This window comes from Collimonas fungivorans (assembly GCF_001584145.1).
GTDB classification, from domain to species: domain Bacteria; phylum Pseudomonadota; class Gammaproteobacteria; order Burkholderiales; family Burkholderiaceae_D; genus Collimonas; species Collimonas fungivorans.
Genome location: NZ_CP013232.1, coordinates 4,183,194 through 4,207,980, shown reverse-complemented (window position 1 = coordinate 4,207,980; position 24,787 = coordinate 4,183,194). Strand labels below are relative to the sequence as shown.

General features: G+C 58.3%; 27 protein-coding genes, 1 pseudogene and 1 riboswitch. Of the genes and pseudogenes, 19 read left to right on the top strand and 9 right to left on the bottom strand.

Features of this window, described 5'->3' with window-relative positions:
• Window positions 1-102 precede the first annotated feature (102 nt).
• Window positions 103-274, top strand: a riboswitch (yybP-ykoY riboswitch).
• Window positions 275-404: 130 nt separating this feature from the next.
• Both CFter6_RS18280 and sugE read left to right on the top strand, forming a co-directional pair.
• Window positions 405-1,409 carry a sodium:calcium antiporter gene (locus CFter6_RS18280; RefSeq protein ID WP_061541130.1) on the top strand — a complete coding sequence of 335 codons (1,005 nt, stop codon included), beginning with the start codon at window positions 405-407 and terminating at the stop codon, window positions 1,407-1,409.
• A 103-nt stretch (window positions 1,410-1,512) separates the two neighbouring features.
• Window positions 1,513-1,833, top strand: coding sequence for a quaternary ammonium compound efflux SMR transporter SugE (sugE, locus tag CFter6_RS18275; RefSeq protein WP_061541129.1), 321 nt, complete (start codon window positions 1,513-1,515; stop codon window positions 1,831-1,833).
• 3 nt (window positions 1,834-1,836) lie between these two features.
• Here the strand turns inward: sugE and CFter6_RS18270 are convergent, their stop codons facing one another.
• Window positions 1,837-2,157 carry a ribbon-helix-helix domain-containing protein gene (locus CFter6_RS18270; RefSeq protein ID WP_061541128.1) on the bottom strand — a complete coding sequence of 107 codons (321 nt, stop codon included), beginning with the start codon at window positions 2,155-2,157 and terminating at the stop codon, window positions 1,837-1,839.
• Between the two features lie 63 nt (window positions 2,158-2,220).
• Window positions 2,221-2,802, bottom strand: a complete 582-nt coding sequence (locus CFter6_RS18265; RefSeq protein ID WP_061541127.1) for a DJ-1/PfpI family protein — start codon at window positions 2,800-2,802, stop codon at window positions 2,221-2,223.
• A 222-nt stretch (window positions 2,803-3,024) separates the two neighbouring features.
• On the opposite strand from CFter6_RS18265, the gene folE reads away from it, so the two are divergent.
• Entirely contained in the window at window positions 3,025-3,645 is a 621-nt protein-coding gene (gene folE, locus CFter6_RS18260) for a GTP cyclohydrolase I FolE (RefSeq protein ID WP_061541126.1), read from the top strand.
• A gap of 45 nt (window positions 3,646-3,690) precedes the next feature.
• On the opposite strand, the gene CFter6_RS18255 is transcribed toward folE, so the two are convergent.
• Together CFter6_RS18255 and CFter6_RS18250 are read right to left on the bottom strand one after the other, a co-directional pair.
• A complete protein-coding gene (locus CFter6_RS18255; RefSeq protein ID WP_061541125.1) occupies window positions 3,691-4,932 on the bottom strand; it encodes an MFS transporter in 1,242 nt (413 codons plus the stop codon).
• A 107-nt stretch (window positions 4,933-5,039) separates the two neighbouring features.
• Complete coding sequence (locus CFter6_RS18250; RefSeq protein WP_061541124.1) at window positions 5,040-5,948, bottom strand: LysR family transcriptional regulator; 909 nt, start codon at window positions 5,946-5,948, stop codon at window positions 5,040-5,042.
• Between the two features lie 114 nt (window positions 5,949-6,062).
• On the opposite strand from CFter6_RS18250, the gene CFter6_RS18245 reads away from it, so the two are divergent.
• The 3 genes and pseudogenes from CFter6_RS18245 (at window position 6,063) to CFter6_RS18235 (ending at window position 10,877) form a co-directional block, all read left to right on the top strand.
• Window positions 6,063-6,947 carry an MBL fold metallo-hydrolase gene (locus CFter6_RS18245; RefSeq protein WP_061541123.1) on the top strand — a complete coding sequence of 295 codons (885 nt, stop codon included), beginning with the start codon at window positions 6,063-6,065 and terminating at the stop codon, window positions 6,945-6,947.
• Window positions 6,941-7,653, top strand: a pseudogene (locus CFter6_RS18240) (DsbA family protein). Before CFter6_RS18245 ends, CFter6_RS18240 begins: the two are co-directional and overlap by 7 nt.
• Before the next feature lie 464 nt (window positions 7,654-8,117).
• A complete protein-coding gene (locus CFter6_RS18235) occupies window positions 8,118-10,877 on the top strand; it encodes an autotransporter serine protease (RefSeq protein WP_236904406.1) in 2,760 nt (919 codons plus the stop codon).
• Between the two features lie 101 nt (window positions 10,878-10,978).
• Here CFter6_RS18235 and CFter6_RS18230 read toward each other — a convergent pair whose 3' ends face one another.
• Window positions 10,979-12,139: a saccharopine dehydrogenase family protein gene (locus CFter6_RS18230; RefSeq protein ID WP_061541121.1), complete on the bottom strand. Its 1,161-nt coding sequence runs from the start codon at window positions 12,137-12,139 to the stop codon at window positions 10,979-10,981.
• Between the two features lie 149 nt (window positions 12,140-12,288).
• On the opposite strand from CFter6_RS18230, the gene CFter6_RS18225 reads away from it, so the two are divergent.
• The 9 genes from CFter6_RS18225 (at window position 12,289) to arsH (ending at window position 18,397) form a co-directional block, all read left to right on the top strand.
• Complete coding sequence (locus CFter6_RS18225; RefSeq protein ID WP_014007178.1) at window positions 12,289-12,735, top strand: Lrp/AsnC family transcriptional regulator; 447 nt, start codon at window positions 12,289-12,291, stop codon at window positions 12,733-12,735.
• A gap of 249 nt (window positions 12,736-12,984) precedes the next feature.
• Window positions 12,985-13,452, top strand: a complete 468-nt coding sequence (locus CFter6_RS18220) for an SRPBCC family protein (RefSeq protein WP_061541120.1) — start codon at window positions 12,985-12,987, stop codon at window positions 13,450-13,452.
• A 94-nt stretch (window positions 13,453-13,546) separates the two neighbouring features.
• Window positions 13,547-13,888 carry an ArsR/SmtB family transcription factor gene (locus tag CFter6_RS18215; protein WP_061541119.1) on the top strand — a complete coding sequence of 114 codons (342 nt, stop codon included), beginning with the start codon at window positions 13,547-13,549 and terminating at the stop codon, window positions 13,886-13,888.
• A complete protein-coding gene (locus CFter6_RS18210) occupies window positions 13,885-14,343 on the top strand; it encodes an ArsI/CadI family heavy metal resistance metalloenzyme (protein WP_061541118.1) in 459 nt (152 codons plus the stop codon). The genes CFter6_RS18215 and CFter6_RS18210 overlap by 4 nt, the downstream gene beginning before the upstream one ends.
• A 74-nt stretch (window positions 14,344-14,417) precedes the next feature.
• Window positions 14,418-14,918, top strand: a complete 501-nt coding sequence (locus CFter6_RS18205; RefSeq protein WP_061541117.1) for an arsenate reductase ArsC — start codon at window positions 14,418-14,420, stop codon at window positions 14,916-14,918.
• A gap of 53 nt (window positions 14,919-14,971) precedes the next feature.
• Window positions 14,972-16,039, top strand: a complete 1,068-nt coding sequence (gene arsB / locus CFter6_RS18200; RefSeq protein ID WP_061541116.1) for an ACR3 family arsenite efflux transporter — start codon at window positions 14,972-14,974, stop codon at window positions 16,037-16,039.
• Between the two features lie 3 nt (window positions 16,040-16,042).
• On the top strand, window positions 16,043-17,266 hold the full coding sequence (locus CFter6_RS18195; RefSeq protein WP_061541115.1) for an MFS transporter: 1,224 nt from the start codon (window positions 16,043-16,045) through the stop codon (window positions 17,264-17,266).
• Window positions 17,263-17,694 (top strand): arsenate reductase (glutaredoxin), encoded by a 432-nt coding sequence (arsC, locus tag CFter6_RS18190; RefSeq protein WP_061541114.1) that lies wholly within the window; start codon window positions 17,263-17,265, stop codon window positions 17,692-17,694. The genes CFter6_RS18195 and arsC overlap by 4 nt, the downstream gene beginning before the upstream one ends.
• A 1-nt stretch (window position 17,695) precedes the next feature.
• Window positions 17,696-18,397 carry an arsenical resistance protein ArsH gene (gene arsH, locus CFter6_RS18185; RefSeq protein WP_236904392.1) on the top strand — a complete coding sequence of 234 codons (702 nt, stop codon included), beginning with the start codon at window positions 17,696-17,698 and terminating at the stop codon, window positions 18,395-18,397.
• Between the two features lie 13 nt (window positions 18,398-18,410).
• On the opposite strand, the gene CFter6_RS18180 is transcribed toward arsH, so the two are convergent.
• Both CFter6_RS18180 and CFter6_RS18175 read right to left on the bottom strand, forming a co-directional pair.
• A complete protein-coding gene (locus tag CFter6_RS18180) occupies window positions 18,411-18,716 on the bottom strand; it encodes an NIPSNAP family protein (RefSeq protein ID WP_061541112.1) in 306 nt (101 codons plus the stop codon).
• Between the two features lie 150 nt (window positions 18,717-18,866).
• Window positions 18,867-19,478, bottom strand: a complete 612-nt coding sequence (locus tag CFter6_RS18175; protein ID WP_061541111.1) for a CGNR zinc finger domain-containing protein — start codon at window positions 19,476-19,478, stop codon at window positions 18,867-18,869.
• A gap of 294 nt (window positions 19,479-19,772) precedes the next feature.
• Here CFter6_RS18175 and CFter6_RS18170 point away from each other — a divergent pair, with 294 nt between their 5' ends.
• Complete coding sequence (locus CFter6_RS18170) at window positions 19,773-20,645, top strand: alpha/beta fold hydrolase (protein WP_061541110.1); 873 nt, start codon at window positions 19,773-19,775, stop codon at window positions 20,643-20,645.
• A 55-nt stretch (window positions 20,646-20,700) separates the two neighbouring features.
• Entirely contained in the window at window positions 20,701-21,468 is a 768-nt protein-coding gene (locus CFter6_RS18165) for an SDR family oxidoreductase (RefSeq protein ID WP_061541109.1), read from the top strand.
• Between the two features lie 32 nt (window positions 21,469-21,500).
• Here CFter6_RS18165 and CFter6_RS18160 read toward each other — a convergent pair whose 3' ends face one another.
• Window positions 21,501-22,394, bottom strand: a complete 894-nt coding sequence (locus CFter6_RS18160) for an SDR family oxidoreductase (RefSeq protein WP_061541108.1) — start codon at window positions 22,392-22,394, stop codon at window positions 21,501-21,503.
• Window positions 22,395-22,519: 125 nt separating this feature from the next.
• On the opposite strand from CFter6_RS18160, the gene CFter6_RS18155 reads away from it, so the two are divergent.
• Complete coding sequence (locus tag CFter6_RS18155; RefSeq protein ID WP_061541107.1) at window positions 22,520-23,545, top strand: AraC family transcriptional regulator; 1,026 nt, start codon at window positions 22,520-22,522, stop codon at window positions 23,543-23,545.
• Here the strand turns inward: CFter6_RS18155 and CFter6_RS18150 are convergent.
• The gene (locus CFter6_RS18150) at window positions 23,505-24,398 is read right to left on the bottom strand and encodes a LysR family transcriptional regulator (protein WP_061541106.1); all 894 of its coding nucleotides are present in this window, start codon (window positions 24,396-24,398) and stop codon (window positions 23,505-23,507) included. The two genes, CFter6_RS18155 and CFter6_RS18150, sit on opposite strands and share 41 nt — an antisense overlap.
• A 118-nt stretch (window positions 24,399-24,516) precedes the next feature.
• Here CFter6_RS18150 and CFter6_RS18145 point away from each other — a divergent pair, with 118 nt between their 5' ends.
• Window positions 24,517-24,702 carry a 4-oxalocrotonate tautomerase gene (locus tag CFter6_RS18145; protein ID WP_061541105.1) on the top strand — a complete coding sequence of 62 codons (186 nt, stop codon included), beginning with the start codon at window positions 24,517-24,519 and terminating at the stop codon, window positions 24,700-24,702.
• Window positions 24,703-24,787 lie beyond the last annotated feature (85 nt).

Genomic DNA, 24,787 nt, shown 5'->3' with positions numbered 1-24,787 from the left:
TGTCCAGGCAGTTTGTTACCGTGGCTAGTTGCGCAGGAGAATGTTTGAGGATGCTGCAGCTGCCATTGCCGCTGTCAATATTTCAGTGATAAAATTGCGGCTCCTTAGGGGAGTAGCCGCCTTCGAATCTTTCGAAGAGCGCATGTCAACATACTTGGCGCTGTATCCAATTTACGCCATGGCATGCGCGACCGCACGGTTTGGCAAGACCTATGGTGCTTCCCTTTACCCGGCCGGGCGAAGGCGTTGCGCCATTCGTCAGTGCCCGGCCCTCAGGATGTCCACATGCCTATTTACCGCCAATGGCAGCGCCGACGCGCTGTCACAGCCAGTTCCACTAAGCCGCTTCTTTCCTCGTTGGTTTTCTCGTCTGCTGCCATGGCCTGTGCGGCGGGAGCGCGCGCATGATACTCAGCTTCGCTCTGTTGCTCGGCTCGGCCGTGGTGATCTATCTTTCCTGTGAATATTTCGTCAACAGCATCGAATGGGTCGGGCGTCGGCTCGGCATCGCGCAAAGCGCGGTCGGCACGGTGCTGGCGGCGTTCGGCACGGCCTTGCCGGAAAGCGTGGTGACCTTTGTCGCCGTGGTGTTCGGGCGCGATGCGGCGCACCGGGAAATCGGCGTCGGCGCGGCGCTGGGCGGACCGCTGGTGCTGGCGACCATTGCGTATGCGGTGGTGGGCCTGATGTTCATCCTGAACCGCAAGAAAATCGGCGGCATCCTGCTGTCGGCCAGCGCCGCGCAGCGGCTGAGCCGAGACCAGGCCTGGTTCATCGGGATATTCGTGGTCAAGGTCGGCCTGGGGCTGGTAGCGTTCGCGATCAAGCCTTGGCTGGGCGTTTTTTTCCTGCTGGCCTACGGTGTGTATATCTGGGGCGAGATGCGCAAGGAAGAAGATGCCGACGCCGAGATACATGAGCTGGAACCCTTGAAATTCAGGCCGCACGATGTCCAGCCGGGCATCGGCTGGGCCTTGCTGCAAACGCTGGTGGCGCTGGTGGTGATTTTCCTCAGTTCGCAGTTGTTCGTGCGCCAGTTGGGCGACATCGCGCCATGGCTGGGCATCTCGCCGCAACTGGCGGCGCTGCTGCTGAGTCCGATCGCTACCGAGCTGCCGGAAATCCTGAATGCGGTGATCTGGGTCAGGCAAGGCAAGCAGAACCTGGCCTTGAGCAATATCAGCGGCGCCATGATGATCCAGGCGACTATCCCGACCGCGCTGGTGCTGATCTTTACCCCATGGATGCTGAGCCCGGCGCTGGTGTGGGCGGCGGCGGTGACGATGATGTCGATGTTCGGCCTCTACGTGCTTCTGCGCAAGGGCATGCTGAGCGGCGGCCGGCTGGCGATGTTCGGCTTGCTGTACCTGGTGTTTGCCGCCGGCCTGGGCTGGATAGGCGTGCACTGAGCGGCGGCAAGACGCTCTATAATGTTGCTGTTTTCATCTCGGCGCCGGGACGACCCGGCGCCGTATCCATATCCGGGGACGACCCCATTTTTCTGGAGGTCGCATGGCCTGGATCATTCTCTTTCTTGCCGGCCTGGCCGAAATCGTCTGGGCCGTCGGCCTCAAATATTCCGAAGGGTTCAGCCGCCTGTGGCCATCCGTGATCACGGTGGCCGGCATGGCCATCAGCATCTGGCTGCTGGCGTTGGCGATGCGCACTTTGCCGCTGGGCACCGCCTACGCAGTATGGACCGGCATCGGCGCGGTAGGCTCCTTCATCGCCGGCATCGTGCTGCTGGGTGAGGCGGCCAGCCTGGCGCGCATCGCCAGCGTCAGCCTGATCGTGCTGGGCCTGATCGGCTTGAAGTTGTCGACCGCGGGCTGAATTTTATGCAGCCGCGTTGATCTTGGTGGCGGCGCTGACTGCCTTCGATTCGAATCCTGCATGGGCTCTCAGGGCCTGGTAACGCAGGCAGGTGACGCGCAGGAAAGAGGCGAAATTGCTGGCCTCGCCCAAGTGCGTAGTGACTTCGTCATGCAGCTTGGCGATCAGCTGGTTGGTGGTCAGGTCGTTGTCCGCCGCCAGTTCCGCCAGGGTTTGCCAGAACAGGTTTTCCAGCTTGATGGTGGTGATGACGCCCATGATGCGCACCGAACGGGCGCGCGATTCGTACAAGATGGGATCGGCCTGGGCATAAATCTGACACATCGGATACCTCGTTTCTTGAACAGTCACGCCGTGCGGGCCGCAGCGGCGGCCGCACAGCCTTTATCATAACTCGATGCGGGTTCCCAATGCAGCCAGGAACAGCGCCAGCCAGGCCGGATGGGCCGGCCATGCCGGCGCCGTCACCAGGTTGCCGTCGCGATGGGCGGCGGTGACGTCGATTTCCGCATATTTGCCGCCGGCCAGTTTGACTTCCGGCGCGCAGGCCGGATAGGCGGAACAGGTTTTTCCTTCCAGCACGCCGGCCGCCGCCAGCAGCTGCGGGCCATGGCAGACTGCTGCGATCGGCTTGTCGGCGGCATGGAATTGCTGGACGATTTCGATCACGCGCGGATTCAGGCGCAGGTATTCTGGGGCGCGGCCGCCCGGGATCAGCAGTGCATCGTAACGACTGACATCGACATCGCTGAATGCAGCGTTCAAGGTAAAGTTGTGGCCGGGTTTTTCGCTATAAGTCTGGTCGCCTTCGAAGTCGTGGATGGCGGTGCGGATCTGGGCGCCGGCAGCTTTGTCCGGGCACACCACGTCGACCTGGTGGCCGACCATCTGCAGCGCCTGGAACGGCACCATCAATTCATAATCTTCGACATAGTCGCCGGCCAGGATCAGGATTTTTTTCGTGCTCATGATAGGTCCTTCAATGAAGTGGGTAGGGCAGGGAAGGTCGAGTATGGAACAGCGAGGATGCGGCAGGTAATAACAGGCTACTACCGACCCAAGTTTCGATGTTGCGTTGCGCAATCGACTGGCCTTTGAGGAATGCGATGCAGTAATGCCATAGCTGAATTACACTGTCGGCATTAGCCGAAATGTATTGAGCAAGTAAAATTTTTAGAAAAAGGTAAACAGATGTCCTCAAAAGATCCAGTGCCGGCGGCTAGCGCCTTGCCAGAACGTCCCAGCCGCGCCGAGGCGGAATCAGCGATCCGCACCTTGCTGCGCTGGGCCGGCGACGATCCTGACCGCGAAGGCCTGCTGGATACGCCGGCCCGCGTGGCGCGGGCTTATGAAGAATTTTTTGCCGGCTACAGCAAAGACCCGGTGGAAATCCTCTCGACTACGTTTTCGGAAGTCGAGGGCTACGACGAGATGGTAGTGCTGACCAATATCCGTTTCGAGAGCCATTGCGAGCACCACATGGCGCCTATCATCGGCAAGGCGCACGTGGCTTACCTGCCGGACCGGCGTGTGGTCGGCATCTCGAAGCTGGCGCGCCTGGTGGACATCTTCGCCAAGCGCTTGCAGATCCAGGAAAAAATGACGGTGCAGATTGCCGACACCCTGCAGCAAGTGCTGCTGCCGAAAGGCGTTGCGGTGGTAATCGAAGCATCGCATGAATGCATGACCACGCGCGGCATCCATAAACCAGGCACCAGCCTGGTGACCAGCCGCATGCTGGGCGCCTTCCGCGACGATCCGTCGACGCGGCGCGAGTTCATGAGCATCATCAGCCAGAAGCGCGGCGAATAATTTCGCCGCGACACTGCTCCGACGCCGGCCGGAGCAGTGCATGCATCAGATCAGCGGTCCATCTTTCTCTTCATGCCCGGTCACCCGGGCCAGCATGGCGCGCGCCACCACGCTGCGCGACAGGTACCAGTACAGCGCAATCACCGCCAGCGAAAACAGCGCAAAACCCATCATCCCCGCATACTGGTAAAACACCTTGTACAGCTCGATGCCGACGCCGTACAAGGTCATGTTGATCATGCCCATGGTGGCCGCCACGGTGGCTTTCGAGACCGCGCTTTCAGTCAGCGTGAAGCGGATCATGACGGCCGCCGACAAACCTTCGCCGAACGCAATCACGCTGATCGCCGCCACCAGGAAGTAAGGCTTGTCGAGGAAAGCCGCGCCGAACAGCATGATCAGTACGCCCAGGGCAATCGGATACAGCGCGATCCGGATCGAACTGCCCAGGCGCCAGCGGTCGACCTGGCGCGCCAGCACCAGGTTGCCGGCGATCAGGCAGCCGAACACCGGGATCTGCCAGTAACCGTATTCGATCACGCTCAGGTGGCCGTCGGCCACCAGGATTTCCGGCGACATGGCGATCCAGCCGATCAGCGGAATCGCCAGCAAGGGCATGCACATCGCAGCCTTCAGGAAATGGCGGTTGCCGACCACCGCGCGGTAGTCGTGCCAGATCTGCACCAGCGGCAGTTTCTCTTTGCGCTGCTTGACGGTTTCCGGCATGTGCCGCCACAGGCCGACCAGGGAAACGGTGGCGATGGCGGCGATGAATACGAACACCATGCGCCAAGGCAGGATTTCAATCATGAAAGCGCCTGCTACCGGTCCGATCAGCGGTGCAATCAAGGCGACATTGGCCATCAGCGCGGTAACGCGTATCGCTGCCTTTTCTTCAAATGCTTCCTGCACCACGGCATAGCCGACCGAAGAAATGAAACACAAGCCGACGCCTTGCAGCACGCGCAAGATGATGAAGCTTTCAATGCTTTGCGAGAACAGCGTCGCCAGGCAGGACAGGATGAAAAAAACAGTGCCGCCCAGCATCACGGGACGGCGCCCGATGCGGTCAGAGAGCGGCCCGAACAGCCACTGGAACACGGCGCCGCCGACCAGGAAGGCGGTCATGGCGGACGCCATCCAGGCTGCGCTGGCGCCGAACTCGCGGGTTACCGTCAGCATGCCCGGCTGGATCATGTCGTTGGCGATGTAGACCGAGAACTCGAACAGCACCAAAGCCAGCGGGAACATCAGGGTATTACGGGTAAGCGTGGAGATTTTTTGCATTTTGTTTTTACTAGGTGAAGCTGTGACGACTGGAAGCATTGGCTAACGCGTGGGCAATGGCTGCCTTATGGGTGTCACGGACGGATTTGCTTGATACTTTGCTTGATTTAAATGACTGGTGTTGCCCAGTCTGGGTCTGCGCTGAATTCCTCGACCAGGAAATCGAGCATGGCGCGCAGGATGGCAGGCATTTGGCGGCGCGATGCGTAGACGCCGTAAATACTCATTTCGCGCGGTTGGTATTCTTCGAGCAGCGCGCGTAGTTTACCACTACGCAGCAATCCTGTGGCTGCATACACCGGCTGCAAGCTGATGCCGGCGCCGGCGACAGCCGCTTCCAGCAATACCGACGATTCGTTGGCGCTCATGTTGCCGCCTACCGGCACCGCCACCGGCGCGCCGTCTTTCTCGAATTCCCACAAGCTCTTGCCGAAATAGGAGTAGGTCAGGCAGTTGTGCAGGGCCAGGTCTTCCGCGCTGTTCGGCGTGCCGTGTTCCTGCAGATAGGCCGGAGAGGCGCATACCACCGAGCGGCATACCGCCAGCTTGCGGGCAATCAGGTTGGGATCGAGCGCGTTGGTGATGCGGATCGCCAGGTCCACCCGTTCTTCGACCAGGTTGACTGCGCGGTCAACCAGCAGCATGTCGACCGCTGTGCCGGGATAGCGTTTCAGGAAACGCGCCAGCAGCGGCGCCAGGTAAGCCTGTCCCAGCGACATGCTGCAAGTCAGGCGCAGCGTGCCGCGCGGTGTATGTTCGGGCGTGGCGGCGGAAGCCTGGATGTCGCCGGCCATGTCGAGCATCTGGCGGCAGCGCGGCAGCGTGTCGCTGCCGGCCGAGGTCAGGCTCAGTTTGCGCGTGGTGCGATGGAGCAGGCGGGCGCCCACCCACTCCTCGAGTTCGGCCAGGTAACGCGACACCATGGCGCGCGACATGTCGAGCTTGTCGGCGGCTGCGGTCAGGCTGCCGCGGTCGGCGACCTCGACGAATACCTGCATTGCAACCAGTCTGTCCATGGCGTTTAGTCTATTAGATCGATTTGTGCAACTAACTAGGCACTATTATGAGGTTTTTTGCATCGTTTCAGTCAACTATGATGATGTTTCTTTCCTATCACCCTGGAGATGTCGATGTTTACACGTACCTTGTTCCGTTCGCTGCTGGCAACCGCCGCAGGCCTGATGATCGCCGGCGCTGCGGCCGCGGCGCCGCAACCTTTGAAACTGGAGGTCTACAATCCCGGCGCCAGCGGCATGTTCCCGGTGTCTTCCGAGCTGATTACCGGCAGCACCGACGCCATCGTCATCGATGCCCAGTTCGACCGTTCCAGCGCCGGCCAGCTGCTGAAAAAAATCCAGGACAGCGGCAAGAAGCTGACCACCATCTACATCAGCCACGGCGATCCAGACTATTACTTCGGCCTGGAAGTGCTGAAGGAGGCATATCCGGACGCCAAGGTGCTGGCGCCGGCGCCGGTGATCGCCCACATCAAGGCCACCATGCAGGACAAGCTGGCGTTCTGGGGCCCCAAGCTGGGCGCCAACGCGCCTAGGCAACTGATCGTGCCGGAACCGCTGGAAGGCAGCACCCTGACCCTGGAAGGCCGCAAGCTGGAAGTGATCGGCCTCGACGGCGCCAGCCCGGAGCGCACGTTTGTCTGGATTCCATCGTTGAAGGCCGTGGTTGGCGGCGTGCTGGTGGCCGGCAATGAACATGTATGGACTGCCGACACCCAGACCCTGGCATCGCGCCAGCAATGGATCAAGATGCTCGACAAGATTTCGTCCTTGCATCCGAAGATCGTGGTGCCGGGCCATTTCAGCGCCGGTGCGCCGCAAACCATCGAATCGGTGCGCTTCACCAAGAACTACCTGAAGACCTATGAAGCGGAAACCGTCAAAGCCAAGGACTCCGCCGCCTTGATCGACGCGATGAAAAAGCATTATCCGAACCTGGATGGCGTATCGTCGCTGGAACTGGGCGCCAAGGTAAGTAAAGGCGAAATGAAATGGTAAGCGGCCACGACTGCGACGACAACAGCTGCGCGCTGCCCGGCGCTGTCGACAGCAAGACCGCGGCGGCGCCGGCTGCGCAGGGCACGGTGCTGCATTACATCTACGATCCGCTATGCGGCTGGTGTTACGGCGCGGCGCCTTTGCTGCAGGCCGCACGCGAGGTCGCAGGCCTTCACATCGAGCTGCACGGCGGCGGCATGATGACCGGCGCCAATCGCCAGCAGGTCAGCGCGCAATTACGCAACTACGTGATGCAGCACGACCAGCGTATCTCAGCCATGACCGGACAGCCGTTTGGCGACAGCTACTTCAACGGCCTGTTGCTGGATACCACCGCTATCTTGGACTCAGCACCGCCGACCACCGCGATCCTGGCGGCCGATACAGTTGCAGGACAGGGATTGGCCATGCTGGCGCGGATCCAGGCGGCGCACTATGTACGCGGCTTGCGGGTTGCCGATGCCGCGGTATTGCATGCGCTGGCAATTGAGATGGGTCTTGATCCGGAGCTGTTCGACAGCAAGTTTGCCGAGCTCGGCGGCGCTGCCACGCAAGTCCACATCGCTGCCAGCCGCGCCTTTCTGGCGCGCGTGGGGGCCAAGGCTTTCCCACTTTCGTACTGCAGCGCGGGACGCAAATCGAAATGCTGGACGCCGGCCGTTTCTTTGGTCAGGCGCCAGCCTGGAAAGCTGCACTAAGCGCTTAGCATGTGAGCGGGCCCGGATGTGCTGCAGCTCTTGCGGCTTGTCTGCCTCGGAGGAAATCGAATCGCTGTTTCTGGATAAAAGGCTGCCGACAATAAAACAGAAAGCCTGCTCTTGAGCAGGCTTTTTGTTTTGCAAATCTTCCCCGGCAAATCGCGCCGGGAAAACGTTGCTGGAAGAATATTTAGTTGCTCATCTGTCGTTATTTGTTGATAACTACTTGTTATTAATCACTAATTTCATCAAATATCTGCTCATTTTTTTAGCATTTGATGCCACCTTTGTATTGTATTGGCCCGCTGCTGGCGGTATCGTGCAGACACTTTTTGACCAAGTAATTTGACGCAAGAACAGCTACGACAACTTTCGTCAAGCTTTTGCTGCAAGTTTAGACCCGAGTAAATCCATGAATCGAGATCCTGTAAGTCGTTTTCCTTTGTCTGTTGTTTCTGCGGCTGTAATTACGATGCTTTCTGCGTGCGGCGGCGGCGGTGGCGGCAGCTCTAGCGGAGCGGGCGGCGCTCAGCAGCCAGTGCCGACCACATCCACCCCCTCAAGCAGCGTCGCACCGACGCTCAACGCCAGCGATCCAAGCAGCGCCAGCGCCGCCCATGCGCGCGGCATTACCGGGGCCGGCGTGACGGTAGCAGTGGTCGACACGGATTTCAATGTCAGCGATCCGGAATTTGGCGGACGCCTCAGCAAGACCGTCTACGCCAGCGGCGGCGCCGGCGACAGCCACGGCAGCGAAGCGGCGGAAGCGCTGGGCGGCAGCAGCTATGGCGTGGCGCCGGCAGTCAACATGCTGGGCGCCGCAGTCGGCACCGGTGGTGAAAACGTCACCTTGAATGCCTCGGTTTACCAGGACTTGTTCAACAAGGGGGCGCGCCTCTTCAACCAGTCGAACGCCTTTGGCTCGATCGCGACCCCCGGCGGTAATGGCCCGACTTTCTACAATATCTATCAGCCTTTCGTGAGCAAGGGCAGTTTGTTCATCTGGGCCGCAGGCAACGATGGCAGCGCCCATCCCAGCTTGACAGCCGGTTTGCCGGCCCTGTATCCCGACCTGCAAAAAGGCTGGCTGGCAGTGGTGGCGGTGAATGCTGCCGGCGGCGCCCAGGGATACAGCAGCAGCGATACCACGCCAGGCGTGATTTCCAGCTATTCCAACCGCTGCGGCGAGGCCGCCAACTGGTGCCTGGCGGCGCCCGGCGATTTTATCTCGGCTGCCGCCGGCCGCCGGGTCTACGGCACTTCGTTCGCCGCGCCGGCGGTAACCGGCGCCGCTGCCCTGGTGCAGCAAGCCTATCCCTGGATGAATGCCGACCAGATCCGGCAAACCATCTTGTCGACCGCCACCAGCATGGGCGACACCGCCACCTACGGCTGGGGTCTGCTGAACGCCAGCAAAGCCGCCAACGGTCCTGGCTTGTTCGATACCCGGCTGACCTTGGGCGGCAACTTCGTCGCCAAGTTCGACTCCGCCAGCTCAACCTTCGCCAACAATATCGGCGGCAATGCCGGCCTGCTGAAAGACGGCAGCGGCACGCTGACCCTGTCCGGCAACAACACCTATGCCGGCGCCAATGAAATTCTGAAAGGCACGCTGAACGTCACCGGATCGGTTGCTTCCGCAGTCACCATCGACAGCGCCGGCGTGCTGTCCGGCGACGGCGGCCGCATCGGCGGCAGCGTCTCCAACAACGGCCGTCTCAGCAATACCGGCAGCGGCATGACGATTGCCGGCAACTATACGGCCACGGCCAGTGCGGTGCTGGCCAACCAGTTCAATACGACCTTGACCATAGGCGGCAGCGCCACGCTCGGCAATTCACACCTGGTGGCGACCACGCCTGCCGGCAGCAGCGATCCGTCCGGCTACGTGGCGCAGCAGGTCGGCGTCAAAGGTAAGGTGTTGACCGCTGCCAACGGCGTATCCGGCGTGTTCCAGGATGTGTCGTTCGAACACGACGGCACGGCTTTCAACCCGGGTACCTTCTTGAACGCGACGCTGGCTTATACCGCCAACGAAGTTGACTTGAGCATTGCACGCAACGACGTCAAGGCGGTTGCAGCGCAAGCGTTTGCCGCGGATCCTACGCGCAACAACAGCGCCGCCAACGTCGAGACCGGACTCAAGGCGGCCGACGCCATGGCCGCCAGCGGCAACACCGGCGGCGGCATTAGCAGCAGCGACAGCGCCTTCCTGAACAGCGCCGCGGCGCTGCAGCGCACAGCGGATATCGCTGCCGCGGCCCAGGTGCTGGATAGCCTGTCGGGACAGATCTATGCCTCTTCGCAGGCGCTGACTTTCCAGCAGTCGCAAGCCATCAACCGTGATTTGTCGAACCGCCTGTCGCTGCTGGCCAATCCGGTTGCGGGCGGCGCCAAGGCGGGCTTGTGGGCCAGTGTGATCGGCGCCACCGGCAAGCTCGGCCAGTCCGGCTATTCCTCGGCCGATACCTCGACCTGGGGCGGCCAGTTCGGTTTCGATACGCACCTGGACGACAAGGCGATCGTCGGCGCCGCGCTGTCCTATTCGGAAAGCAAAGCCAGCTTCGACCGTTTCGGCGGCGCCGCCAACAGCCAGGATGCCGGCTTGTCCCTGTATGGCCGCTATGCGCTCAGCCATGACGGCATCTACGTCTCCGGCCGCGCCGGCATCGCCCGCGTAACCAGCAAGATCAATCGCAGCGTGATCCTCGGCAGCGAGGTCGACAGCCTGTCCGCCAACCATACCGACAGCATGATTTCAGCCTATGCCGAAACCGGCTACGTGCGCAAACTGTCGGCGACATCGACCTTGACGCCGTTTGCCGGCATCAGCTACGACCGCCTCAAGCGCGGCGCGTTTACCGAAACCGGCAGCCCCTTCGGCCTCACCGCCGGCAGCAGCACCTACCATCAGACTGCGAGCGTACTTGGCTTGCGCGGCGATACCGGTTTCGACTGGCTGGGCGGCCATACCAGTGTGCAAGCTTATGCGGCCTGGCAGCATGGTTTCAACGACGGCAAGCTGGATTTCAATGCGGCTTTCGTGGGCGCGCCGGCTGCCGGTTTTTCGGTGCAGGGCATAGGCCTGGCGCGCAACAGCGGCTGGGCCGGGATCGGCATCTCCAGCGTGTTTGCCAGCAACTGGAGCTGGTACGGCAATTACGATGCGCAGTTCGGCAAGGGTGGGCTGGTCAACAATGTATTTTCGGCGGGCGTACGCAAAGCGTTTTAACCACAGCGCTGCTGTCGTGATCCGGCAGCGGCAAAACAAACGGCCTGTATAACTCTTGCGAGCTATACAGGCCGTTTTTCCGAGGACTTCGTATTGCGTGCTTAAGCAACCGCTTTCAGTTTATTGAAATCGGTATTGCTGGCCGATGCAAAACCGCCGTGCGCAGGCGCATGGCCGGCGTAGAACTGGCCGAAACGGTTGGCCAGGAAATCGCCCAGAGTGACTTGTTCTTGCCGCACAAAACCGCTTTGCGGCAATACACCCGTGACGACCAGGTCAACCATGGCGCAGATGCCGGCCGCGGTGGTCAGCTGGATCGCCGACAGCAACTGGCCGTTGACGTGCTGGCTATAGGTCTTCTGGGCATAGGTTTCCTGCTCAAGACGGCCGTCGCGCATGCCGCTGACGCTGACGAAGGTCAGCACCACGTCCTGCTTGGTGATCGGGATCGAGGTTTCCAGCACTTCTTTCAGGATCGGACGGCGTTCCAGCTTGCCCAGTTGCAGGTCGCGCACCAGGATCTTGATGATGTCGCGATGGCCGGGATAACGCACGGTCTTGTAATCCAGGTTCTGCACGCGGTCGCGCAGGCTTTCGCACAGAGTGCCGAGGCCGCCGGAGGTGTTGAAGGCTTCGTAGTCGACGCCGTCGAGCGAGAAGTGTTCCAGCTCTTCCAGCGGCGAGGTTTCGCGCAGCACGCCGTCGACGATCGCTTCGCAAGGATTGCAGTACTCGTTGATCAGGCCGTCGGTGCTCCAGGTCAGGTTGTACTTGAGCGCATTGCTAGGAAAGGTCGGCAGCGCGCCGACGCGCATCTTGACGTCATGCAGCTGCTCGAAGCGGCTCGCCACATCGTTCGCCACGATCGAAATGAAACCCGGCGCCAGGCCACATTGCGGCACGAATGCAGTGTCAGACTCGTGCGCCAGCGATTTGACGAAACGGGTGCTTTCGACATCTTCGGTCAGGTCGAAATAGTGCGATTTAGCTGCCTTGGCGGCGGCGGCGATGACCGGCGTCAGGAAATACGGACAGGCCGACAGCGTGACATCGTGGCCGCTGATCAGCTTGGTCACGGTCGGCGCGTGCGAGATGTCCGCCAGGATCGTGGTGACGTTGGGAAACCCCGCCTGCTTCACATACTCCAGCCGTTGCGGATCGCGGTCGGCTACGGTCAGGATATAGTCGCCGGTATGGGACAGCAGGTTGAGGATGGCGTCGCCGATTTTGCCGGCGCCCAGAAGGATCAGTTTGGTAGTCATGTCGTCGCTCGCGTTAGTGTTTTAATCAATGTTGTCTTTTCTGCTGCAACCATTGTAAATTCAAGCGAAGTCAGATAATAGAGTGTAAGTAGTCGTCAAAATGTATAATAATGATGCATATTGACGAATATTGAAGATGGATTGTCGCGATGAGAGAGAAACTCGACGAAGTTGACCACAAAATCCTGGCCCTGCTGATGGACGATGCGCGCCTGTCCATGGCTACAGTCGCCAAGCGCGTCGGCATTGCCAGGACGACCGCGATTGCACGGCTGGCGGCGATGGAAAAGAAGGGCGTGATCGCCGGCTACGGCGTGCGCCTCGACCTCGGGCTGTACCAGCCCGCAGTGCGTGCTTACGTCGGCATCTCGATTGACTCCCGCAATGCACCATCATTGGTCCAGCAGCTGCAGCAGATGTCGCAGGTGGAAACCCTATGCGCGGTGAGCGGCGTGATCGACTACATGCTGACCCTGCGCTGCCAGTCGACCGATGAACTGGACCGCCTGCTGGACCAGATCGGCGCCATGGAAGGGGTGCGCCACACATCGACTTCGATCATCCTCAGCAAGCGGATTGATCGCGGACCGATTTAATGCAGTGCAGTAGATATGTGTTTTATCTATAACTGTTATACAAATAATAAAGCAGACACCGATGCTGCGCTGCCATATAGTTACACCTGTCTCCTCCAACACCTCCTAAGGTTTGGATTCAACCCGCTACCGCAAGGTCTGGCGGGTTTTTTTTTGCCTCCGAAAAAAGACGGTGCCGGTTGAGAAATACATGTCACTTTATGGCTGCATTTTCCCGGCTTGGACTAATATGCAGCCAGGAGGTGACACATGGATAAAAACAAATCTACGGATCGGATTGAAAAAGAGATCGTGCTTAAGGCCGCACGTTCGCGGGTATGGCGTGCCTTATCGAATGCCGAGGAATTCGGTGATTGGTTTGGCGTGGCGCTGAAGGGAAAAACCTTCGCCGCCGGCCAGGCCGTGCAGGGGCAGATTACTTATCCCGGCTATGAACACCTGGCCTGGAACGTGGTGATCGATCGCGTGGAGCCGGAAAGCTTGCTGTCTTTCCGCTGGCATCCCTATGCGGTTGATGCCGCGGTCGACTATTCGCAGGAGCCGACCACGCTGGTGGTGTTCGAACTGACGGCGGTCGAAGAGGGTACTTTTCTGCGCGTGGTCGAATCCGGCTTTGACAATATCCCGGCCGAGCGGCGTCAGGAAGCGTTCAGCATGAACAGCGGCGGCTGGGACGAGCAGATGAAGAATATCGAGAAACATGTTGCTGCATCCTAGTCCGGTATAGGGCCAAGCAGACGGGCAGGGCCCGTTTGTTTGTGGCATGGCAGAAAACCCTTGATTTATTCAACATTTCAACTATCATTGAAATATGAAAGCGAAATCAGTCGTCACCGCCCTTGCGGCGCTTGCCCAGGATTCCCGCCTGGCGATCTTCCGTGCATTGGTGCAGGCCGGGCCTGAGGGGCTGCCTGCCGGAAAAATCGGGGAGATTACGGGTATCTCGCCTTCCTCCGTATCGTTCCACATGAAGGAACTTTTTCATGCCGATATGGTGGCGTCGCGCAATGAAGGCCGCTTTGTTATCTACTCCGCCAACTTCGCCACCATGAATGAATTATTGGCATTTCTTACCGAAAATTGTTGCGGGGGTGATCCCTGCATGCCCACTTGCAGTCCTGCCTGTGCCACCACCGAAGGAGCCTCGTCATGAAACGCCTGCATGTCCATGTCGCTGTCGATAACCTGGCAGACAGCATCCGCTTTTATTCATCGATGTTTGCGAATGAACCCACAGTGCAAAAGACCGATTACGCGAAATGGATGCTGGACGATCCCCGCGTGAATTTCGCGATCTCGCGGCGCGGCGTGCAGTCCGGCCTGAACCATCTTGGCATCCAGGTCGAATCCGATAGCGAACTGGATGAGATGCAGTCGCGCCTGGAGTCGCTTCAGCCGGATGTGGCGAAGGAAGAAAAAGTTTCCTGTTGCTACGCCAAATCAGACAAATACTGGGTGACTGATCCACAGGGTATTGCATGGGAGACCTTCCGCACGCTCGACACCATTCCCGTGTTCGGCGACGCGCATGCGAAGCTAGCGGTTACAGCATCATGCTGCGTTCCTGCTGCGGGAGCAGCAGCGGCGGCAGCTGGAAAATGTTGCTGAAGCGATGATACGGATCGCCCGCGCCAGATGCATTTTTTCGGAACCTGGTAATTCGACATATCAGAGGTAGCCCCATGAGCGATAAGGTATATAACGTGCTTTTTCTTTGCACGGGTAATTCGGCGCGCAGCATCATGGCTGAAGCATTGGTGGTCACCATGGGAAAAGGCCGGTTCCGTGGCTTCTCTGCCGGCAGCCACCCAGGTGGCACTGTCAATCCTTTTGCCATCGAACAGATCTCGCATACCGACTACCCGTTGGAAAACCTGCGTAGTAAAAGCTGGGATGAATTTGCCGCTGCCGATGCGCCGCAGATGGATTTCATCATTACGGTGTGCGATAACGCGGCAGGTGAAACTTGCCCTTATTGGCCAGGCCATCCGTTGTCGGCGCACTGGGGATTTGAGGATCCGGCGCTCGCCACTGGCGCCGACGAATATAAGCGTGAAGTATTCCATAAGGTGTTCCGCCAAATCATGGCGCGTATCAACGTCTTTGTCAGCTTGCCGCTGCACATGCTGGAAAAGAATGCGATCAAACGCGAAATGGATGCTATTGGCCAGAGCAAAGTCTGATGTAAAAACATCGATCTGATCAAGCTCAATCCTATTTTTTTTCGAGAATTATTATGTCTGTCCAATGCGAAGTTACCGGTAGACGCGCCGCAGGCGTATCCATGAATTTTTTTGAGCGCTATCTGACCGTCTGGGTAGCGCTATGTATCGTTGCCGGTATTTTTCTTGGACAGCTTTTCCCGGTCGGGGTGCAAGCGATAGGGGCGCTGGAAATCGCCAGAGTGAACCTGCCGGTTGGCGTCTTGATCTGGGTGATGATCATTCCGATGCTGCTGAAGATCGACTTCTCCGCCTGGAATCAGGTCAAGGGACATGTGCGCGGCATAGGCGTGACCTTGTTCATCAATTGGGCGGTCAAGCCGTTCTCGATGGCGTTGCTTGCCTGGGTGTTCATCCGGCATTGGTTCGCGCCGTACCTGCCCGCCGAACAGCTGGATTCTTATGTGGCCGGACTGATCCTGCTGGCTGCCGCGCCTTGCACTGCCATGGTGTTTGTCTGGAGCCGGCTCACCGGCGGCGATCCTTATTTCACACTGTCGCAGGTCGCGCTGAACGATCTGATCATGGTGTTCGCATTTGCGCCGCTGGTAGCTCTCTTGTTGGGTGTATCGAGCATTACGGTGCCTTGGGCCACGCTACTGACTTCCGTAATGTTGTATATCGTAGTGCCTGTGATCATTGCCCAAGTGTGGCGAAAATCCTTGCTGCGGCGCGGCCAGGCCAGTTTCGACAAGCTGATGGAGCGCATCCAGCCGTGGTCGATCTCGGCTCTGCTGTTGACTCTGGTGCTGCTATTTGCGTTCCAGGGCAATGCGATCATCGAACAGCCCCTGGTCATTGCTCTGCTGGCGATTCCTATCCTGATACAGGTTTTCTTTAATTCTGCGCTGGCCTATTGGCTCAATAAGATTGTCGGGGAAAAGCATTCTATCGCTTGTCCCTCTGCGCTGATTGGTGCTTCCAACTTCTTCGAGCTGGCGGTTGCCGCCGCGATCAGCCTGTTTGGCTTCAAGTCCGGCGCCGCGCTGGCAACCGTGGTCGGGGTGCTGATCGAGGTTCCTGTCATGTTGTTGATTGTCGGCATCGTAAACCGTACTCAAGGCTGGTACGAAGGACGTTAAGCCATGCGTAACAATGCCAGCAGCGCCGGATGGCTGATTCCCGCCTTAGGGATGACGCAGATCATTGGATGGGGCGCGATGTTTTATGCATACGGCGTCCTGATGGGGCCAATGCAGGCTGCATTGCATACCTCTAAGCCGGTCATCGTCGGCGCGTTTTCGTTAGCGCTGCTGGTGTCGGGTTTTCTGTCGACATTGGCCGGCGCCATCATAGATCGCTTTGGCGGACGCATCCTGATGGGCGCCGGTTCTGTACTGGCCGCCGTGCTCCTGGCATTATTATCCCGTGTAGATTCGGTTACCGAGCTGTATCTGGTATGGGCGGGGATTGGCGTTGCCATGAGTGCCACCCTGTATCAACCAGCGTTTGCAGTGCTTACGCAAACCTTCGGCGCCGAATATCGCAGGGCCATCACTTTAGTGACGTTGTTCGGCGGTTTTGCCAGCACGGTCTCTTGGCCGCTCACGCAGTTCCTGCTCGGAAAATGTGGCTGGCGCGATACCTGGACGATCTACGCAATCGCCAATCTGCTGCTGTGCCTCCCGGTGCATGCCTTGCTGCCGGTTTTCAGGCAGGATCGCGGCGCCAAGGCAGCAGAAACCGCGACCAAGGCCACACTGGCCACGGTGCTGCGGGAGCCGAGATTCTATTTGGTGACCGGCGCCATCACGCTAAACGCTTTGGTGTTTTCAGCCATGTCCTTACATCTGATCTCGATATTGCAGGCACGGGGAGTATCGCCCGTCCATGCCGCGGCAATAGGCGCCCTGGTTGGCCCGATGCAGGTTCTAGGCCGTGTCCTGGAAACCACTATCGGCAAAAAAGCCACGTCGCGCCAGGTAGGATTGATTGCTATCTGGCTGTTGCCGCTGGCGCTGGCATTATTACTCGCACCGTCTGAGTGGCTGCTGGTTTACGGCGTATTCGCGGCCATGTACGGGATCGGCAACGGCGTGATGACGATCGTACGCGGCACGCTGCCGGCAGAACTGTATGGCCGCGAAACGTATGGCGCAATCAGCGGCGCCATGGCTACCCCCGTGCTGATAGCGATTGCCGCAGGGCCGTTTGCGGCATCGCTGGTGTATTCGCTGACGGGCGGATACGCTGGAACGATGCTGGTGCTGATCGGTATTGCCCTGCTGGGCGCTATTCTTTTTATTTGCGTCACCAACCATTCCCCGCTGGCAGATAATCTGCCGGTTTTAAAGAAAGTCGAACCATGAACATTACGATTTATCACAACCCTGAGTGCGGCACATCACGCAATACGCTGGAGCTCATACGCAATACCGGTGTCGAACCTGAAGTCATCGAATACCTGAAACAGCCGCCGTCGCTGGCGACTCTTACGAAACTGATTTCGGACGCCGGTCTCGCGGTACGTGAAGCTATCAGACAAAAGGGCACACCTTATACAGAACTCGGACTGGACGCGCCAGGCCTGACAGACGCGCAATTGCTGGATGCCATGCTGGCGCATCCGATTCTGATCAACCGGCCTTTTGTCGTCACGCCAGGCGGCACGCGCCTGTGCCGTCCGTCCGAACTGGTGCTCGATATTCTGCCGTTGCCGCAAAAGGGACCTTTCACCAAGGAAGACGGCGAAGTCGTGATTAATTCGGAGGGACGCCGTTTCACAACATCTGATTAAGTTGCTGAATGTCGACGCAGGACTTTTCCGCACGCCGCTTGCATCGGACTTTGAGGAGGTCGGGCGTTCATCGCACGCGCCGCGTTTCCTGCTGCTATACGGTTCGTTACGCGAAAAATCCTATAGCCGGCTTCTCACGATGGAAGCGGCCCGCTTGCTGGAAGCGATGGGCGGCGAAGTCAAAGTCTTCGACCCGCACGGCTTGCCATTGCCGGACGGGGAGCCCGACAGCCATCCCAAAGTCCAGGAACTGCGCGAGCTGGCGCAATGGGCCGAAGGCATGGTCTGGACCTCGCCCGAACGTCACGGCGCCATGACCGGCATCATGAAAGCGCAGATCGACTGGATCCCATTGTCGATAGGCGCGGTGCGGCCGACGCAGGGCAAGACGCTGGCGGTGATGGAAGTATCCGGCGGCTCGCAATCGTTCAACGCCGTCAACCAGATGCGCATATTGGGCCGCTGGACGCGGATGATCACCATCCCCAACCAGTCGTCAGTAGCCAAGGCGTTCCTGGAGTTCGACGACGAAGGCCGCATGAAACCATCGTCTTATTATGAACGTGTAGTCGACGTGATGGAAGAACTGTTCAAGTTCACCTTGCTTACCCGCGATGTTTCGTCATACCTGGTCGACCGCTACAGCGAACGCAGGGAAAGCGTTGAAGAACTCGGCAAGCGTGTGAACCAGAATAAGATTTGAAAAGCGCCGGATCCTACTTGAAGACGGGGCGGAAGAAGCTGCGTTCGTAGCTGACGATGCAACGGGTTTCTTCTGCATACTTGAACGCGGCCTGGCATTCCGCATCTTGCATCGATTTTGTCCTGTATTCCTCATACAGCGCGAGCGAAGGAAACGTGAACATCGCCAGCGCCACGTTGCTGATTCCCTCCGAAGGAAGGAAGTATCCATGGTGTATCCCGCCGAATTTCTCCACCAGCGGAATCCATATTTTGCCGTAGTGCTCGAATTCCTTGAGTTTGTATGGATCGATGATGTAACGCAGGTAGCAGGTGACCATGGTAATCCTTGTCGGCAGATTTCAGCTATAACGGTGGAGAAAAACAATCGCCACATGATGCCATACAAGGAGATATTTTATTTCCCGGGTTCGTGGCCGTCTGCTAGTGGCTGACGGCCAATTACAGGCGAACCGGTTTCATTACCGCGTCTAATTTTTTCGCGACCGGTGCGCCGCCTGCTTCGCGCGGTTCCCGCAAATCGCCATGCTGCACCAGCGCCGCGCATGCCCGCGTGTCTTATCCACAAAAATCAGTGTACAGGCATGGCCTTCGCAAGCCCTCACGTAGGTGAAATTTTCATCGCAGACGACATCCGCCATTGCTTCGGCAAGCGGTATCAACAGCGTCTCCGGAGATCTCCAGCGGCGATCTCTGCTCCGGGCAACACCGCCATTTCCATCGCCTTCAACGATCTGGCCGAATCCTTCGTCGCGGGCGAGCAAGCGATTGAGCGGTTCCAGTTCCGACACGACAGATTCAGGAAGCGGCTGCCCCTTGTGTTCCAGGATGAATGAGCGGAACCACTCTCTTAACCCCCTGGCTTGAGCTGCCACGGCTTCGAGCTCTCCTGGACCCGCACTCCGTTCGAACTCCTTCAGCACATGTTGCGGAACCAGCTTGGCGGCGCCTAGCCAATTCAAGAAATCCTTGCCGCTGCCCAGCCATTCAACAGGCATATCGACAGGCGTGGCGATCGAATTCAAGAAATCGATCCCGATGGCGTCGGCGATAAACAGCGGCATTGGCAGTTTCTGATCCATTTTTGCAGTCCTTTCATGCTTAATGCCATTCCATAGTAACTTAATTAATCAATTATTAGAAGTTATCAATAAATTTCATCACGCAGTCGACATGCTCAGGAAAATGCTTTTAAGTGAACGGTAATTGTAATGCCGGGAGTTTATTTCATAGATGAAATGTGGCATTACGATGCCACGTCTCCGATTTTTTGATACAAACTTAAGTAACCTTTAAAAAATAATTTGACAGGTTACTTCTTGATGGGTAACCTTTAAATTCGAAATTAAGAGGTTATTCAATCAAAGGGACCTGTCATGAATCAAGTGCGTAACAAGAAAATTGCCGTCGATGGCATTGAGGTTTTTTATCGTGAGGCCGGCAGCCGCAGCAAGCCGACGTTGTTGTTGCTTCACGGTTTCCCCAGCAGCAGCCACATGTTCCGGGATTTGTTCCCGCTGCTGATGGATCAGTTTCATCTGGTTGCACCTGATCTGCCTGGATTTGGCCAAACCGAGCTGCTGTCCCGGGACAAGTTCGCCTATACGTTCGAGAACCTGGCCAATGTCATTGCACGCTTTACGGAAATACTCGAACTGGACCGCTTTGGCATTTATGTTTTCGACTATGGCGCACCGGTTGGCTGGCGCCTTGCTGCCAAGTATCCCGAACGTGTCACCTCCGTCATTACTCAAAACGGCAATGCCTATGCCGAGGGGTTGAGCGATGGATGGAATCCGATCCGCAAGTATTGGCAGGAGCCGAACCAGATGAATCGCGACGCCTTGCGCGAACTGCTCAAGCCTGAGGCCACGCTGTGGCAATACACGCATGGCGTAGCCAACGTCGAAACGGTGTCTCCTGACGGCTATTCGCTTGATGATTTTTATATGGCCCGGCCGGGCGCGCACGAAGTTCAGCTGGATCTGTTTTTGGACTACGCAAGCAACGTTGCTCTCTATCCCGAATTTCAGGCTTGTTTCCGCAAGCATCAGCCGGCGGTTCTGGCGGTCTGGGGTCGTAACGATCCGTTCTTCCTGCCCGCAGGCGCAGAAGCGTTTAAGCGAGACGTAAAAAATGCCCGGATTGTGTTTTACGACACCGGCCACTTTGCCCTGGAGACGCATGCGGTCGAAATCGCCGAGGAAATTCATCGGTTCCTTGGCGTGCCGAAAACGGCGGCTACGTAGATTTTTACGTTGCCGAAGTTATTCAAAAGCGGCTGACATAGTGAGGGAAAAGGAAATGAAGAAGATTGCAATCGTAACGGGCGCCAGCCAAGGCATTGGCCGTGCAACAGCCATTCGGCTGGCCAGGGATTTCGCGGGTGTGGTAGTAGTCGCCAGGAATGCGGCAAAGCTCGCGGATACGGCAAAGGAGGTGGAAAAGGCCGGTGCGCAAGCATTGATCATCGACATCGACTTGAGTCAGCTGGAAGCGGCAGATACCGTGGTCAGCAAGACTTTGGAAAGGTTCGGGCGCATTGATGCGCTGCTCAACATCGCCGGCGATGTGCCGCAGATCGATCTGTTCCAGATGACCGATGAACAGTGGGATGCCGGCATGTCGCTCAAATTCCATGGCGCCCGCCGATTGACGATTCGGGCGTGGGAGGCGTTAAAGGCAGCCCAGGGTTCAGTCGTTATCACGTCCGGAAACTCGGCTGCGGCGCCGAAGGCGGCCTTTGCCGCGGTGGCCGCGATCAATGCGGCCATCGTGTCCCTGGCAAAAGCTTTCTCGGAACGTGGCATTCACGACGGCGTGCAGGTCAACAGTGTATTGCCAGGGCCGGTGATGACTGGCAGGCGCGAAACATTCCTCTCGAAATGGTCGGTGGCAAACGGCATGTCTGTTGAGGAAGCAAAGTCCAGGTTTCTCGAAGCAGCCGGCATCAGCCGTTATGGCCAGCCGGAAGAGATTGGCGAACTGATGGCGTTCCTGCTGTCGCCGGCGGCCAAATGGATGACCGGATCGGCGATTCGCATGGACGGCGGAGAGATCAAGGCAATGTGAGACCGGCGGCGCAAAGACGCTGCCGGCGCATTTCAGTTGTCGAAGTATTTCATCTGTTCGAGGTCTGCGATCAGTTCCGGTCCGGTCGGGCGCCACCCAAGCCGTTCCTGCGTTTTTCCGCTTGAGGCCAGAAGGTCGATGCCAATAAAATAGCCGAGCCATCCGAAATGAGCCTGTGCCTCCTCCTGAGAGAGGCTGACCACCGGCACCTTCAATCCTCGGCCAATGACTTCAGCGATGGTACGAAGCGGTATCCCCTCTTCAGCGACAGCGTGGTACCTGCTGCCTGCTTCCTGTTTCTCCAGCGCCAGCCTGTAGAGACGGGCAGCATCGCTGACATGCACCGCCGGCCAGCGGTTAAGTCCGTCGCCTACATACGCCGAGACTTTCTTCTCGCGGGCGAGCTGGATCAGTGGGCTGATAAGGCCCTGCTTGGCGGTATCGTGGACCTGGGGAAGGCGCACCACCGACACGTTTACACCGCGCTTGGCCACTGAAACACCGGCTAATTCCGAAGCCTTGCGGGGATTGGGATGGTCAGGGTTGAAATTGTCTTCAGTTGCGGCGTGCCCTGGCGCAGCAGCTCCCATGCCGGTGCCGGAGGTGATGACGAGGGGGCGGTCAGAGCCGACGAGTACTGAACCAATCGCTTCGATGACTTGCCGATCCGCCTCGCAATTCGCGACGAACTTCGAGAAGTCGTGATTAAAGGCTGTGTGGATTACGCCGTCCGACATCGCCGCTCCGCGACGCAGGCTATCCAGGTCTTCAAGATTGCCTCGAAACACTTCGGCCCCGGCCGTGATCAGCGACTGTGCGCCTGCTTCCGAGCGCGTCAGTCCGAGTACCTGATGGCCGGCGTTGATAAGTTCTGCAACAATGGCCGAACCGATGAAGCCGGTAGCGCCGGTAATGAAAATACGCATGATGATTTCGCCTTTGCTTTAGTCGAGGACTGCGATCGCAGTCCGGCGAAGCTGAATATAGGCGCTTGTATCGATACCATCAATGCTATAAAGTTCGTATTATTGGTTCATTCGTCCGGAGATTTATGGATCCACTATCAGGCGTATTGTCGTTGCTCAAGCCACGGAGCTATGCGTCCGGCGGTTTCGAGATAGCCGCCGACACGGCTATCGAATGGCCACAGCATGAAGGCATCAAGTGCTATGCCGTGGTTTCCGGCCAATGCTGGTTATCCGTGGAAGGCATTCCCGATGCAGTATTGCTCATGGCAGGGGATTGCTATCTGTTGCCGCCCGGGCCGCCTTTCCGTCTCGCCACCGATCTGTCGGCGACGCCTGTCGACTTCAACATACTCCGCTCAAAATCAAGACCGGATCGCGAGGTCTCCAGCAAGGAAGAGGGGAGCTGCTACCTGGTCGGCGGCCATTTTGTTCTTACGGGAAGCCACGCCGATTTCTTGCTGAGTTCCCTGGCGCCGATAGTGCACATCCGGAAAGAGTCGGATAAGGCGGCGATGCGCTGGTCGCTGCAACGGATGAAGGAGGAGGTGCACGACCCGCAGCCGGGCGGTTCTTTGATCACACAGCAGCTCGCCTACATGATGCTCGTTCAGGCCCTGCGGCTGCACCTGGCGGACGGGGCAAAAGGAGGTGTCGGCTGGCTGTTCGCGCTGGCGGATAAACAGATGGGTGCTGCAATCAGATGCATGCATGACGACCCAGGGCATAGGTGGACATTGCAGAAACTCGCGGAGCGCGTGGGCATGTCGAGATCCATCTTTGCCTTGCGGTTCAAAGAGACGGTCGGCGCTACCCCGATGGAGTACTTGACGCGCTGGCGCATGCTGCTCGCCGGCGACCGGTTAAAAAATTCGCGCGAATCCACTTCCGTAATCGCTTTGTCGCTCGGCTACGAATCCGAAAGCGCCTTCGGTAAAGCTTTCAGGCGTGTCATGGGTTGTTCGCCAAGGGAACACGGTCGCGGAGCCAATCTCCCGACGCCCGCTTCAGCCACGACCGGCGCCAACCAGGATGACCAGATAGGACTGGCCGCTATCGGGAAGAAACTGCTTAGGTCGCGGGCCCGAAGCACTTTAGCAGCAGGTCGATAACACTGCGTAACTTTGCCGTGGGCCTGTTGTCCTGCGCGTAAATCAGATACATTGGCGTGGGCTTATATGACCAGGCCGGCAATACCGGCACCAGGCGACCTGCTGCTACATCGTCGGCCAGCAACACTTCAGGCTGCAGTACGATGCCTGCTCCATGCAAGGCTGCATTGCGCAAGGCACTACCTTGGTTTGAGCTGAAGCGGCCTGTTACCGTTACTTTGCAAAATTCGTCGTTAGGGCCGAGCAAATGCCAGTGATCATGATGGCGCCAATACGACAGACCCAGGCAGCTGTGTGCGTTTAATAGTTCCGGGTGTTCCGGTTGTCCATGCCGGGCCAGATAGCCTGGCGCTGCTGCCAGTATCCTGCGATAGGGACGCAGCGGCCGCGCGACCAGCCCGGTCGCTTCAATTTCGCCGATCTGGATGCCTAATTCGTAACCCTCCTTGATCAGGTCGGGCGCGCGATTGTCCAGTGTCAGCTCTACGTTGACTTCAGGATGGCGGGCCAGATAGTCAGCCAATACAGGAGCAAGGCTGTGGCTGCCAAAGCTGACCGGAGCAACCAGCCTGACCAGTCCGCGTGGACTGGCCTGCAGCTCCGCAGCGCTAGCTTCGGCCAGTTCCACTTCCGACAGCACTTTCTTGCAACGCTCGTAGTAGAGCCGCCCCACTTCGGTAAGTTGTTGCCGGCGGGTAGTGCGGTGCAGTAAACGTGCGCCGAGCCGTTCTTCGATAGTCCGGACGTGCTTGGCAACCATGGCAGATGAGACGCCGCTAACGGATGCTGCCGCAGTGAAGTTACCGCTCTCCACCACTCGTACAAACATCGCCATGCCAGCCAGCTTGTCCATGATTAAGAACCTGGGGGTTTTAAATGATTCAAATTATTGCATATTTATCTGGATCCCGAACTGCCTGATACTGAAGCATCGGGTCCCAATTCCGGGCGCCCCTTACCAAGGAAATATCATGCCTATTTTGCGTTTAGAAATGCATCCCGGCCGCACACTGGAACAAAAGCGTGCCTTCGTCCGCGAAGTGACTCGAGTTGCCGTCGAAACCCTGACCTGTCCGCCGGAGAGTGTGGACGTTGTGATCAGCGAAGTTTCGCGTGAAGATTGGGCAAAGGCCGGCAAGCTGGTGGCGGATAAGTAAATCGTCTTCGGGGCCTCAGCCTGCACCTTGCAAGCGTGACAGTTGAGGCTATCTCGGAAATATGTAGTTAGCTGATTAACCATAC